The 12,902-nt window shown below is 37.3% G+C and carries 13 protein-coding genes, 1 tRNA gene, 1 pseudogene and 1 riboswitch; of the genes and pseudogenes, 3 read left to right on the top strand and 12 right to left on the bottom strand.

All coding sequences use genetic code 11. From position 1 onward, the window contains the following. From TTE_RS09485 to TTE_RS09495, 3 genes are all read right to left on the bottom strand, one after another. Positions 1–1,059 (bottom strand): PucR family transcriptional regulator, encoded by a 1,059-nt coding sequence (locus TTE_RS09485; RefSeq protein WP_226990133.1) that lies wholly within the window; start codon positions 1,057–1,059, stop codon positions 1–3. A gap of 131 nt (positions 1,060–1,190) precedes the next feature. Continuing rightward, complete coding sequence (locus TTE_RS09490) at positions 1,191–2,354, bottom strand: ABC transporter ATP-binding protein (protein ID WP_011026113.1); 1,164 nt, start codon at positions 2,352–2,354, stop codon at positions 1,191–1,193. 200 nt (positions 2,355–2,554) lie between these two features. Further along, on the bottom strand, positions 2,555–3,019 hold the full coding sequence (locus tag TTE_RS09495) for a CBO0543 family protein (protein WP_011026114.1): 465 nt from the start codon (positions 3,017–3,019) through the stop codon (positions 2,555–2,557). A gap of 114 nt (positions 3,020–3,133) precedes the next feature. Then, positions 3,134–3,323, top strand: a riboswitch (Lysine riboswitch). A gap of 123 nt (positions 3,324–3,446) precedes the next feature. Between TTE_RS09495 and lysA the strand changes: the two genes are divergently transcribed. Continuing rightward, positions 3,447–4,784, top strand: coding sequence for a diaminopimelate decarboxylase (gene lysA, locus TTE_RS09500; RefSeq protein WP_011026115.1), 1,338 nt, complete (start codon positions 3,447–3,449; stop codon positions 4,782–4,784). Between the two features lie 31 nt (positions 4,785–4,815). On the opposite strand, the gene TTE_RS09505 is transcribed toward lysA, so the two are convergent. Beyond that, positions 4,816–5,415 (bottom strand): 50S ribosomal protein L25/general stress protein Ctc, encoded by a 600-nt coding sequence (locus tag TTE_RS09505; protein ID WP_011026116.1) that lies wholly within the window; start codon positions 5,413–5,415, stop codon positions 4,816–4,818. Between the two features lie 114 nt (positions 5,416–5,529). Here TTE_RS09505 and TTE_RS09510 point away from each other — a divergent pair. After that, positions 5,530–5,605 (top strand) — tRNA-Arg (locus tag TTE_RS09510). Positions 5,606–5,610: 5 nt separating this feature from the next. Here TTE_RS09510 and TTE_RS09515 read toward each other — a convergent pair. The 7 genes and pseudogenes from TTE_RS09515 to TTE_RS09545 all read right to left on the bottom strand — a co-directional run bounded on the left by TTE_RS09515 (position 5,611) and on the right by TTE_RS09545 (position 9,911). Then, on the bottom strand, positions 5,611–6,285 hold the full coding sequence (locus TTE_RS09515; protein ID WP_009610953.1) for an HAD family hydrolase: 675 nt from the start codon (positions 6,283–6,285) through the stop codon (positions 5,611–5,613). A gap of 147 nt (positions 6,286–6,432) precedes the next feature. Next, the gene (locus TTE_RS09520; protein WP_011026117.1) at positions 6,433–7,869 is read right to left on the bottom strand and encodes an IS200/IS605 family accessory protein TnpB-related protein; all 1,437 of its coding nucleotides are present in this window, start codon (positions 7,867–7,869) and stop codon (positions 6,433–6,435) included. Between the two features lie 125 nt (positions 7,870–7,994). Beyond that, positions 7,995–8,267: pseudogene (locus tag TTE_RS09525) on the bottom strand (MerR family DNA-binding transcriptional regulator); the annotation flags it as partial. Between the two features lie 58 nt (positions 8,268–8,325). Next, positions 8,326–8,631: a hypothetical protein gene (locus tag TTE_RS09530; RefSeq protein WP_022587908.1), complete on the bottom strand. Its 306-nt coding sequence runs from the start codon at positions 8,629–8,631 to the stop codon at positions 8,326–8,328. A 21-nt stretch (positions 8,632–8,652) separates the two neighbouring features. Continuing rightward, complete coding sequence (locus tag TTE_RS09535; protein ID WP_011026119.1) at positions 8,653–9,060, bottom strand: nucleotidyltransferase substrate binding protein; 408 nt, start codon at positions 9,058–9,060, stop codon at positions 8,653–8,655. After that, a complete protein-coding gene (locus TTE_RS09540) occupies positions 9,029–9,385 on the bottom strand; it encodes a nucleotidyltransferase domain-containing protein (protein ID WP_011026120.1) in 357 nt (118 codons plus the stop codon). Before TTE_RS09540 ends, TTE_RS09535 begins: the two co-directional genes overlap by 32 nt. 19 nt (positions 9,386–9,404) lie before the next feature. Then, a complete protein-coding gene (locus tag TTE_RS09545) occupies positions 9,405–9,911 on the bottom strand; it encodes a hypothetical protein (RefSeq protein WP_011026121.1) in 507 nt (168 codons plus the stop codon). A gap of 143 nt (positions 9,912–10,054) precedes the next feature. Here TTE_RS09545 and TTE_RS09550 point away from each other — a divergent pair, with 143 nt between their 5' ends. Beyond that, entirely contained in the window at positions 10,055–11,806 is a 1,752-nt protein-coding gene (locus tag TTE_RS09550) for a cell division protein FtsA (protein ID WP_041587191.1), read from the top strand. A gap of 29 nt (positions 11,807–11,835) precedes the next feature. Here the strand turns inward: TTE_RS09550 and TTE_RS09555 are convergent, their stop codons facing one another. Then, positions 11,836–12,819, bottom strand: a complete 984-nt coding sequence (locus TTE_RS09555; RefSeq protein ID WP_009610948.1) for an acyl-CoA dehydratase activase — start codon at positions 12,817–12,819, stop codon at positions 11,836–11,838. Between the last annotated feature and the right edge of the window lie 83 nt (positions 12,820–12,902).

Below are 12,902 nucleotides of genomic sequence, written 5' to 3' on the forward strand. Positions count from 1 at the left end.
TCACCTCGAAATATCGTATAATTTTGCCAAAGTAATCGCCAATTTGAGAAGTAAAGCCTCATCAAACTTGCGGGCATCCAAGCCCGACATCTTCAAAATCTTGTCCAGCCTGTAAACCAAAGTATTCCTATGTATGTAAAGGTCTCTTGAAGTCTCACTCAAATTCAAATTATTTCTGAAAAAAGCATTTAAAGTCTGCATGAGTTCTTCGTCTTTTAAAAGGTCTTCCCCAATGTTAACTCTCTCTAAAAACTCTTCTGCTTTTTCCTTATCCATCCCCCATAGAATTTCTGAGTAGATATAATCCTGATACAGATATATCCCTCTTTCCCCTTCCAGTTTCTCGCCAAAGAAGAGAGCCTTTTCAGCCTCTTTATAGGCTACATGGAGCTTCTCAAGAGGAAAAGAAGAAAAAGAACCGGCTATTTTAACATTTTTCAAGTATCCTTCGGATTCTATCATATCCTTCATCGTCTTGAAAAGCTGTACTAAATTTTCGCGATATCTAGAAGGAAATATAACTGCAAATCGTTTTTTACCAATTTTTATGACATGAACAGCCTTTCTTTCAAAAATGTTTAGCACAATTTTTACAGCGTCCTCTATTTCATTTTCAACCTCTACAATTGCCACATTATAGCTTACAGTATTATCAATCTTATACCTGTGCGCATAGTAGGAAAGCAGGCTGGAAGGCAATCTATTTTCAAGCACGTTTATAAGGTAATCTTCTTTTGACAGATTCTCATCGAAATATCTGAAAATAAGGCTTATCGCAAGTATAAGCTTTTTCTCCTCTTCGGTCTTCCCCTTTAAAGCGATTACAAAAACTGGATTATTATCATAGAAAATGTTGTAACATGTAAATTCTCCTATGTAATAGACATCTCTTTCTTCAATATATTCTACCATCAGGTCTAAAAATCCTGCTTTTTTTTCAAAAAAATCTTCTTTTCCGTATATTAAATTTCCTTCTGTGTCAAATATGCAAAGAGGAACATCCAAATGTTTCTTAATATCTTCACCAATTTTTCTCAACAGATTGTAATCGACCATCATCCTCACCCATTTTCCTAGTTCTTAGTATACAATAATTATACACTATTTTCTAGAAGAAATAAGAGGCAAAAGTAAATTTATGTGGCATTTTGTCAAAAAAATTAAAGAGGCCTCATCGGCCTCTTCAGATTTTATGAACTTGCAGTTTTATCTGCAATTATAACGGGAGACTCTTTCACTGTTCTATTCAATATTGTCATTTCCGTTTCCTTATCAAACATGTGAAGCTTATTCACATCAAACCCTATCTTAATCACATCGCCAGATTTCGCTCTGGTCCTTGGGTCTACCCTTGCAGTGAGAGAAACGCCGTTTACATCAAGATAGAGGTACGTCTCCGCACCCATAAGCTCTGTGACTTCAACTTTCGCCTCAACAACAGCCTCTGGATAGGCTTCTAAGAACACCTCTTCATCGTGCAAATCTTCGGGCCTTATGCCAAGCACTATTTCTTTTCCTATATAGCTCGGGTCTTTTAACCTCTTCAAGATTCCCTCGGGAACCAGTATGCTATATCCTTTGAAAGTAGCATAAACCTTTCCATCTCTATTTTCCAGTCTAGCATCTATGAAATTCATCTGCGGGCTTCCAATAAAACCAGCAACAAACAAGTTGTTCGGATAATCGTAAATCACCTGTGGCTCATCTACCTGCTGTATAACCCCGTCTTTCATAACAACTATTCTCGTCCCCATCGTCATAGCCTCTGTCTGGTCGTGGGTGACATAAATGAAAGTTGTCTGCAATCTCTCATGCAACTTCTTGAGCTCTGTCCTCATCTGAACTCTTAACTTTGCGTCCAAGTTTGAAAGTGGCTCATCCATCAAGAACACCTTAGGATTTCTCACAATAGCGCGACCCAAAGCCACCCTCTGCCTCTGACCGCCAGACAAAGCTTTTGGCTTTCTGTTGAGAAGCTCCTCAAGGCCCAAAATTCTGGCTGCCTCTTTTACCTTCCTGTCAATTTCTGCTCTTGGCACTTTTCTAAGTTTTAATCCAAAAGCCATATTGTCGTACACTGTCATGTGAGGATAAAGGGCATAGTTCTGAAAAACCATCGCAATGTCCCTGTCTTTGGGCGGCACGTCGTTTACCAATTTTCCGTCAATGTACAATTCTCCGCTTGTGATTTCCTCAAGCCCTGCTATCATTCTCAAAGTGGTGGTCTTCCCACAACCGGAAGGGCCAACCAAAACTATAAATTCTTTGTCGGCGATCTCCAAGTTAAAATCCTTAACTGCGGTTACACCGCCAGGATACACTTTGTACACATGTTTGAGCACTACTTCAGCCATTCCTTTTCCCCCTATTCGAAAACGTTTGATACTATTATAATACTGTTTTTTTCAATTTTCTATTGGCAGTAAATATGATATTTCAATCAAATTTTTGTACAATATACATACATGAAAATTAATATTTTTGAATTTTATCCAAAAACTTGAACCAAAGGTAAACCAAAATCCCATCTATTATCATTAAAGTCCAGAACACTTTATCTTTCATTTTCCTTCCTCCGCATCCATGGAGATAAACTGAATAAATTTATGAGATTTCCAACTGCAAGAAGAGCTCCTACATCCACAATAAGGCTGTATATGTAACTCCACTTTATATACTCAAGTGCTCCTGCATTATGAAGAGAATACTCCATAATGAAAAACAAAAGAGTGAGTATAAATACATTGGCAAGTTGCAAGTTTTTCTTACGCGGATAAGTCTGTGCATATAAAACACCTATGCAGAAAGGCGCTCCAAAAGTAAAGAAAAAGCTCGATTTAAAAACTGTAAAAACAGGGTCAGAAAAAGAGTACAAATTCAAAGTAATAGCTATCTCGTCCACTGTAAGCTGAAAAATAGCTGCCAGTATCCCTCCCCATATAGTGTATTTAATATATCTTAAATCAATCAAAGATAAAAAAATAACCCATGAAATTACAAATGTGGCTACCCAGTACATTTTCTTTCACCTCTTAATTTATTCTTCCCGTTTTTTTTGAAAATATCTTGACAGCAATTTTCACAAATGATATGATAGTAAAAAAATCGAATAAAAATACCTCATCTTCTTTGAAGGTGAGGTAGAGGCGCGGGTCATCAAGAGTAACATGCCAGAGGTGTTAAGGGCCGATGAAGGTGTGTGAAAGGGGTGCCCGCCGAAGCGCGTAAACTTCCTTAAGGTTTACGCAGCTGGGCCTATGCCGAACAGGTATAGGACTGTCACTGAAGGCTCCCCAGGCCTTCAGTGGAGAGCTATCTCGCTACGGGGGAAGGAGGTATTGCCTATGTCTATGATGAAAATAGACAGCTAAGGTAATACTTGGCTGTATTTTATTTTGTCTTGCAATTTTATAATTTAAATTATTAAAGTAAATGAGGTTGAGAGTATGCTACACGGAACAATGAGAATAAATTCAAAAGGACATCTTGAAATAGGCGGATGTGACACAGTTGCCTTAGCTAAAAAGTTTGGAACTCCTCTTTATGTAATAGATGAGGAACTTCTAAGACAAAATTGCAGAGCCTTTTACAATGGCTTTAAAAGAGATTATCCGGGAAACGAAGTAATCTATGCCAGCAAGGCTTTTATGACAATGGCCATATGCAAGATAATTGAAGAAGAAAACTTAGGCCTTGACGTAGTATCAGGTGGAGAACTTTATACAGCGCTAAAGGCAGGATTTCCTCCAGAAAAAATCTATTTTCACGGCAACAATAAGTCCCGAGAAGAACTCATAATGGCTTTAGAAAATGACATAGGAAAGATAATCGTAGATAACTGGCATGAACTCAACATGCTAAATGAACTGGCAAGGAAAATGAACAAGGTACCCAATATTTATATAAGAGTATCACCAGGGATAGAGGCTCACACTCATCAGTACGTAAAAACCGGACAGATAGATTCAAAATTTGGATTCCCTTTGTTCAACGGAGATGCAATGAGAGCCATTGAATACGCTCTTACCCTTAAAAATGTGAATCTGGTAGGTCTTCATTCCCACATTGGCTCTCAAATTTTCGATTCCTATTCTTACAAAGCTGAGATAGAAATAATGATGAATTTTATAAAACTCATTAAAGAGTTCCTCGGATGGGAAGTAGAAGAATTAGACCTAGGAGGAGGATTTGGAATAGCGTATACGGAGGAAGACGACCCCCAGCCTATTGAAAAAATAGCTCATGAGATGATGCAATCCGTCAAAGAATACTCTGTTTCCTTAAATGTAAAAATGCCCAAAATAATAGTAGAGCCAGGCAGGTCCATAATAGGCAATGCAGGAACAACTCTTTACACTGTTGGAGCTATAAAAGAAATACCCGGAATCAGAAAATATGTAGCAGTGGACGGAGGCATGTCTGATAATATCCGCACAGCCTTATATGGAGCAAAATACGAGGCTATTGTGGCAAACAAAGCCAGACTCCCAAGGGTAGAAAAGGTATCTATAGCAGGAAAACTATGTGAATCGGGAGACATGCTCATATGGGACATACTACTTCCTGAAATCGAAGAAGGGGATATTCTAGCAGTCCTGTCAACTGGAGCTTACAACTACTCTATGGCCAGCAATTACAACAGGCTCCCAAGACCCGCAGCAGTATTAGTTTCTAACGGGCAAGCTGATGTAATAGTTGAAAGAGAGACTTATGAGGACCTTGTAAGAAAGGACGTCATTCCTGAAAGGTTATTAAGCGTAAAAAGAAAAATAGTAAATTATTAAAAAAGAGAGGGGATGCCCTCTCTTTTTTATTTTACCCTTCAGCTGTACCCTCGCCTTCCTCTTCTTCCTCTTCACCAGCCTCTTTAGGAACAAGTATAGAAACCACTATTTCTTCAGGGTCATCCAGCACTTTCACGCCCTCAGGCACAGGTATATCTTTCACAAAAAGCGTATCTCCTATCTCCAAGTGGCTCAAATCCACTACAATCTCCTGAGGTATTTTGTCCGGCAAGCTCTCCACTGTCAACTCCCAGAGCTGATGCTGTACAATTCCGCCCTTGCTTTCAATGAGGCCAATTCCCTCAAATCTCAAAGGCACAGTAGCCTCAATCTCTTCATACATAGATACCCTCTGAAAATCCACATGTATTATTTTGCCTTTTAAAGTGTCCTCCTGTATTTCTTTTATGAGCGCAGTATGCGTAGTGCCGTTTACTACTACATTGAGCAATACGTTTCTCCCATATTTCTGCAGAAGTTTTTGTAGCTTAGTATACTCAACAGCCAGAGGAATATTCTCTGTCATGTCTTTCCCGTACATAATAGCAGGAACATACCCTTGATTTTTCAATCGGCGAGCAGCGCTTTTACCTGTCTCCCTTTTTACAGCCTCAAGTGTAATTGCCTGCATCTTCTCCCTCCTCTTTTTTTGGTTTTCACATACTATTTTACCACCCTGTTTTAATAATATCAAATCTGTTTGACAGTTTCACTTTTTCATAGTAAACTTTAATTTGGAAAGCGTGCGCCTGTAGCTCAGTGGATAGAGCGTTCGGCTCCGGACCGAAAGGTCGCAGGTTCGACTCCTGTCAGGCGCACCATTTTTTTATTTTAAAGCCTTCTCCTCTTCAAGCCCTGATATTATTTCTACTACTTCGTCCCCTAAATTCTTTACTATAAAATCTGCTTCTGATAAGTCCTGATTTCCAGAATTGGGGTTTACAAATCCTATAACTTTCATTCCAGCGCTTTTAGCTGCATGAACACCATTGTAAGAATCCTCTATTACGACACATTCTTCAGGCTTGACTCTTAACTTTTCAGCCGTATATAAAAATATGTCTGGATACGGCTTGCTTTTTTTTACATAATCTCCAGAAACTAACATATCAAAAAAGTTCTTTAAGTTTAATTTTTGAACCACCAATTCTATCACATCTATTGGAGAGGAAGAAGCCACTGCCAGTTTGTATTCCCTTTCAAAAAGCTTCTTAACCAATTCCTGTATTCCTGGCACAGGAATAATTTCTCCAGTGCTCAAGACGTGGTCTAAATACCTTTTTCTGTCTCTTCTTACCAGCTCTTCTACACTTTCTTTTAAATTAAACCGTTCTTTAATTTTTTCCCACATGTAATAAGAAGAACTTCCTACAAATGTCATGTGTTCTTCTTCAGTTATCTCAACTCCCAGTTCTCTAAATAACTCTCTCTCAAGCTTAAGATGCACAGGTTCACTGTCAATCATTACTCCATCCATGTCAAAAATAACTGCTTTAATCATTTCATCACCTGGTCACCCAAACTGTACAAAAATGCACAGTTTAGATAGCTGGGGTATTTGTAGTCCGCCCTTCAGGCTTTCCCAGCCCCAGCAGGCGGTTTTTGGGAAAGCCATAGCCCCTGCCCCAAGAAGCAGGAACTCGCGCCCTTACGGGTCTCTCCACTTACCCTGAATTAGTAATCCTTTCAGGGTAGAGAAGTCTCTTGGTACCTTCTCAGGAGAGAGTGGAGTCACCACCGCTACCTTGAGAACTCGCCAGAAATCATAGGTACTAAAACTTGTTCCATCCAGAGGTTCTAGCACCCTTCCTGGCTTACTCTCAAGGCTTTGTAAAATTTCTATTGCTTTATTTATTTCCCTTAAATGCTTTTTCTTTATATGCTTGTTTCTAACTGTTTTCTTTACATGCTCTTTTAATTCTTCTAATTCTTCTACAGTCAATGCGTTGAGAAACTTCATATAATTATCTGGTATCTCTTCCTGCAGTCCCAACCCTCTTCTTGCTATTACATAGGCTGCTGCTATATCTTTTGTTATCATATACTGCGGTGAATATTTTAACATGCCTATTATTGACGTATAAGAAGGGTCTACCTCTATTACTTCTATCCCTTCTCTTTTTGCTAGTGTTTTTATTTTTGAAAGAAGTGATTTATAGCTAAACCTATGTCTTATTCTCCTTGATTTTCTCCCTGAAAAGTCTCCTCTTTTGCCTTTTTCTTTTATTTCTAATCCCTCAATTACAATTGCTTTTCCTTTTTCTTTTGCTATTTTTACTATCTCATGAGCATATTGCCATCTGAAATATTCTTTTTTGTCTTTACTGCCACTTGCAAGCTCTGGCATTGGCATATTCCCATAGCTTATTAGATTCCCTTTTTCATCTACTTCTGTCCATGATATGTTGTCCGGATATGCGTTTATGTCTATTCCTATGACTCCTTTTTCTTTTGTTATTTTTATTTCTGGATATTCTTCTTCAATAGCAAAATAGGCGTATATACTACCGTTTTTAAGTTTTAATTCTACAGAGTAGGGTATGTTTGATTCTCCAATTTCCTGCAGAAATTCTTCTCTTCTCTTATTCTTTTTATAGCCTGCTTCTATTTTGGCATATACATATTTTCTTTCCCCTACATTTATCCTTAAGAAAGTGCCATTTTTTTCTACTTCTATTCTTGTGTTGAGATTTCCTTTTTTGCTTTTATCTCCTCTTGAATATAGATTTCCTTTTCTTTTCTCCTGCCACCTAATTTTTAATTTTTCATATGCCTTCCCGTTTATATGGCGCTTTTGAAGTTTTACAAACAAGTCTCTTCCTCCAAAAATGACTTTCTTTGGATTGTTGTCTAATTGTCTAGATGACTCTAATACACCTTTTGCTTTCATTATTGCATCGTGTACATATCTTGAGTTTAAATCAAAAGGTTTCTGAAGGTCTCTTTTTAATGTTTTTCTATCATAACCTTCTAAAAGCCTTTTGTATGCAAATCTCATGCAAGAAGACCATCTTCTCATTAAGTCTAATACTATTTGCTTGTCTTCTTGATTCAGGAAAATAAGCTTAGCTTGTATTACTATCACGTTTTTACCACCCTTCTACCCGTAAATTCTTGCTGCGAAGGATGTTACTATTGCTATTAACTCTTCTGCTAGTTCTTTATTTCATTTACTCCACTTGCTATTTCAGATATAACTTCATACTGCTATTCTTGGAAATTAGTGTATTCTTCAAGCTTTTTAATTTGATTCTTGAGATATTCTTCCTGTTTTTTTGTAGACACTCTTGCATACAACACCACTTTAGGTTTTGGCTTTTCTTCCAGCATACCTAATAACTTTTCTATATCTTCTTTTTTGTACCTTCTTCTCCCTTTTGATGTTCTGACTGAGGTTATTAATCCTTTCTTTTCCCAGTTTATTAAGGTAATTCTGCTTATATCATACAGTTCTTTAGCTTTTTTATAGTTATTAACGTTCATTAACATTCAATTGAAATTATATCATTTTTTACTAACAATTCCAACTGTTTTGACCTCCTCATTTTCTGAATTTCCTCTTTTCAAGCATTTCTCTTATTGCAGCGTAAAACAAAATAACACCTATAAAAGCCGGGAATACAAAAGCTATAAGGTCTTCAGCAGAAATTTTTGAAAATAAAATACCAATTAAAGGCAGAATCATAGAAAGAGCAATTACCATCAAAAAGATTGGCCTCTTTTTTAATCCTTTTAAAGGCCTCGGTACACGACCACTGCCTATATAATAACCTGGATTATACTGATTTTCTTGCCATTCTTCTAACTCTTTTAATTCCTTCTCAAATTCCTCTTTACCCTCTTTCACCACTCATTCCTCTCTTTTTAATTATTCCTTAATGTTTTCTATATTTACTCTTATCTTTTCACTTAACTCTTCAAAACAGCTGACATATCTTCTCTTTATGTTTTCATAAATTTCCAAAGCCATTTTGCTATTGTAAATATGTGTAGTCCTATTCCTGTCCATAAGCATATCTATCCACATTTCTCCATCCTGTATTAAACCTGCACTATAAGCGGCTTTAATTGCACTTCTTGGGCTATTTACTTCAATCCCTTCATAAGCAAGATAATCTTTCATAATCTTCCATGCCAGTTCAAAAGTAAACTCAAACCTCTGTATTACCCCATCTATAATTATTTCGTTTGTCACTTCTATTGCCAGAGCTTCTTTTAATCGCATTAAAGCATTTTCAAAATCTTTAAATCTCTGTAACAATCTTTCTTCTGTCATATATCTCTACTCCATCTTTTAAAATACTTTCTCTAAATTCTTTCCTGCAAAGAGTATCAAAATGCACCACATCAAAACTCAAGGGGGTATTCAATCCTTCTAAATCAAACTGCAAAAGATTTAATTCTGTATGCGTTATTTTTTCCCCGAACACACATATGTCAATATCGGAAGTCCTCTTAAAATCCCCTCTGCCTCTAGACCCAAAAATTACTGCCTTTTCAACGCTCTCATACTTGCTCAACACTTTTATTATCTCACCAAGAAGAGATACAGATAGCCCTGTTTTTTCACTTACTTTTGACAAGACATATTTTTTATTCATCTTAAAACCTCTCAGCTCTCTATTTAAAAAGCCTTCTAGGTATATACCTTCCTATCGCCTCTAACATTTTTTCATTGGGCTCAAAAAACAGCAAAGTCTTGACACCGCCATTTTCAAACACTGCGAAATAAACATCTGGAGAAGACATAGAGCTTACTGCTTCAATTCTATTTTTAATGCTTTTTATATCTTCAGTAAATTTATCGCTATTAACTCTCGCCATGACCTCAAAATTTTTGCAATCTACAGTCAAAAGATGCTTTCTTCTCTTCTGATCTATTATCTTATCTACGTCCAATTCGCTATTTGTAAGGGCGTATTCAAATTCAATATTGCGAGACCGAATCAAGTAATAGGCCAAGTACCCAAACAGCACTGCAAAGAAAAGCCAAAAGCTTCTAAGAAAAGGGATTAATGGTATAATCCCAAACACTAATATCAACGTTCCAACTATTATTCCTATTGTAAAAAAGACATCTTGAGAAGTTTTTTGCTTTTTAACAAGCTTTTCAATAAATATATCCATCCCCGTCACCTCTCATTAATTATATCAATAATGTCAAATCCATACAAGTAAATAAAAAGCGTTAAATTTATTTTCTGCCCTTCCGAAATAATACTTTGGTAGTGTATAATAAAATAAAAACTTAAAAAATTCGGGGGTAAATGATGAATACCAATGATATTGTATTTGCCCTTGACATTGGGACAAGAGTAGTTGTGGGGATAGTCGCAACTGAAAACAATGGGAAACTAGAAATCTTGGCAAGTGAACAAATGGAACACCAGGAAAGAGCGATGTTTGACGGCCAAGTTCACGATATAGATAAAGTAGCTCATGTGATCTTGTCAATCAAAGAAAAATTAGAAAACACCCTGAAAATAAAGCTTAGAGAAGTGGCTATCGCTGCAGCAGGAAGGTCACTTAAGACGCAATTCGCCAGAGCAGAAAAAAGTCTAGCAGAAGACCATGAAATAACCCTTGAGGATATACACAGCTTAGAGCTAGAAGCTCTGGAAATTGCCCACAAATCTATTGTATCTAAATCTGGGATAACAGACTATCACACTGTTGGCTACACCGTATCCAATTACTATTTAAATGGCCTTCCAATAGCCAATTTAAAAGGGCACAGAGGAAAAGAAATGGCAGTAGAAATTTTGGCCACTTTTCTTCCCTTCGATGTAGTAGAGGGCCTTTACGCTTCAGTGAAAAAATCCGGGCTCGAAGTATCTTACATAACACTGGAACCCATCGCCGCTATAAATGTCTCTCTCAAGCCAGACATAAGGATGCTAAACATAGCACTAGTGGATATAGGAGCAGGCACTTCTGACATCGCAATATCGAAGGAAGGAAATATAATCGCTTATTCGATGGTGCCTTACGCAGGCGATGAAATTTCCGAGGAAATAGCACGGCATTTTCTCACAGATTTCGCTACCGCAGAAAAAATTAAAAAATCCACTAAAAAAGAAATAAAATTTAAAGACGTTCTAGGTATTGAACACACTATTTCAAGAGAAGAGGTATTAGAAGTTATAAAGCCTTCTGTCAAAACCCTTGCCCAAAAAATATGCGAAGAAATTGTAAAATATAACGGCAAAAGCCCTTCCGCGGTATTTTTAGTAGGGGGAAGCAGCAACCTTCCAATGCTGCCAGAAGAGATAGCCTCTTTTTTAAAGCTTCCTCCCAATAGGGTTTCTGTAAGAGATATAAAGTCTGTCGAAATTTTGCACTCTCGTCCAAAAAAGCTCAAAGGTCCTGAAAGTATTACCCCTATAGGGATAGCTTATTCTGCGATGATAAATAAAAGGAAAGATTTTGTAAAGGTATATGTAGAAGATAAATTAGTTAAAATCTTTAACATAAAGAGCCCTACTGTAATGGATGCTCTTTTAGCTATAGATTACAGCTCTCAAAATCTAATTCCACAAAGCGGAAAAGACCTGACCTTCACGCTAAACGGTGAAAAAATGACCATTAAAGGAGAAGAAGGTATTCCTCCAAAAATATATGTAAACGGAACTTTAGCTAATTTAAAAACTTCAATAAAAGAAGGCGATAGAATAAGCATCATCGGCGGGAAAAAGGGAAAAGACGCTTTTATTACCGTAAGAGATCTCGTGAAAGGTGCAGAAAATAAAGAAATTTATGTAAACGGAAAGCTGGCTGATCCCGATTACTCAATAAAAGAAGGAGATGAAATAAGAGTAGAAGACAGCATAAAGAGTTTTTCTATAACGGTAAATGGAAAAGAGGTCCTTTTAAAAGGTAAGAGAGAGTACATGTTCATAGACTTATTCAATTTTATAGACATAAAATTGGACAACAACAGAGTACCCGAAATGAAAATAAATGGCAAGAAAGCCTCCTACACTGATTTGCTTCATCCCGGAGATGTGATAGAAATCATATAGCCCGACACCTAATTTACAAAGGCGTCGGGCTAAACTATAGAACCTGCGTGAATTTTTTTGCTTGGACTATTAGACCACCTTCCGCACTTATCTCCCCATCTGGAAATAACTTCATCTCCCTGTATAAATTCTACTACCTCACAGTGATTGGGACAAGCGGTGCACTCGAACCCTAACGCTTTGTACTCCAAATCGCTTACTTCAAAGCCTTTAAATGAAGTGTAACCTTTTTCTTTGACTGCATCTTTTGCCAATATCGCTGCGCCAATCGCCCCCATAACACCGTAGTATTTGGGAACATATACCTTCATTCCCAAAGCCTTTTCAAATGCAGCTTTTATTCCTTTGTTGGCAGCGACACCTCCCTGAAATACAATGGGCTCCTTAATATCCTTTCCTTTTCCCACATTGTTCAGATAATTCCTCACTAAGGCGTCACACAAGCCGCTTATTATGTCAGGAAGGGCATATCCCATCTGCTGTTTGTGAATCATGTCGGACTCTGCAAATACGCTACACCTTCCTGCAATCCTTACAGGGTTTTTGGATTTTAGTGCCAAATCTCCAAATTCCTCAATTGGTATATTTAATCTGTAAGCCTGTTGGTCTAAAAATGACCCGGTTCCAGCCGCACATACTGTATTCATTGCAAAATCCACTACAACGCCATTTCGCAAAATTATTATCTTTGAGTCCTGCCCGCCAATCTCAATCACTGTCCTTACATCCTTTACTATGCTGGAAGCAGCCACCGCATGAGCAGTAATCTCATTTTTTACAATATCCGCTCCTACCATAAGCCCTGTTAACTGCCTGGCACTTCCAGTAGTGCCGACTCCTTTAATCTCTACATCGCCTATTTTTTCTTTTATTTCCCTCAAAGCTTCTTGAACAGCTTTTATCGGCTGCCCTCTGGTCCTTATGTAGACATAATCTATGACATTGTTCTCCTCATCAATGACAGCAATATTTGTGCTGACTGACCCCACGTCTATTCCCATGTAACCTTCCATATTAAACCTCCTAAACAGTTCATTTATTTTACATTTTTGCCTTCAAAATCATTTTTTATACTTTTGAAGTTTTGCGAATAAAT

The organism is Caldanaerobacter subterraneus subsp. tengcongensis MB4 (assembly GCF_000007085.1).
In the GTDB taxonomy this organism is placed as follows: domain Bacteria; phylum Bacillota; class Thermoanaerobacteria; order Thermoanaerobacterales; family Thermoanaerobacteraceae; genus Thermoanaerobacter; species Thermoanaerobacter subterraneus.